General features: G+C 65.9%; 1 pseudogene. It reads right to left on the bottom strand.

What is annotated here, in order from left to right:
• Positions 1-232 (bottom strand): annotated as a pseudogene (locus B2994_RS00485) (hypothetical protein); the annotation flags it as partial.

The following is a 232-nucleotide window of genomic DNA, read 5'->3' as shown; positions in this document are numbered from 1 at the left end:
GGTTTCCAGATCGTTCACCACATTGGCGACCGGTACATCCGGCATGGTGGGCACGCGCGGGGTGTTGGGGCGAATCTCGGTGCGTGCGGCGTCGGGCGCGGTGGTTGGGTTTGCGCTCCCCGCCCTGTCCGCGGTGTCGGGCGATCCGATGCCATTGCCCAATTTGGCATCAGGATCCATCGGTTTGCGGTCGTTGCCGAGCAGGGTGCCCACGGTGATGGTGGATGGCGAC

Source organism: Bifidobacterium sp. UBA744, from assembly GCA_002298605.1.
Lineage (GTDB): Bacteria > Actinomycetota > Actinomycetes > Actinomycetales > Bifidobacteriaceae > Bifidobacterium.
Note: the sequence above shows the minus strand (reverse complement) of the source record. Positions and strands in the feature narration are given on the sequence as shown.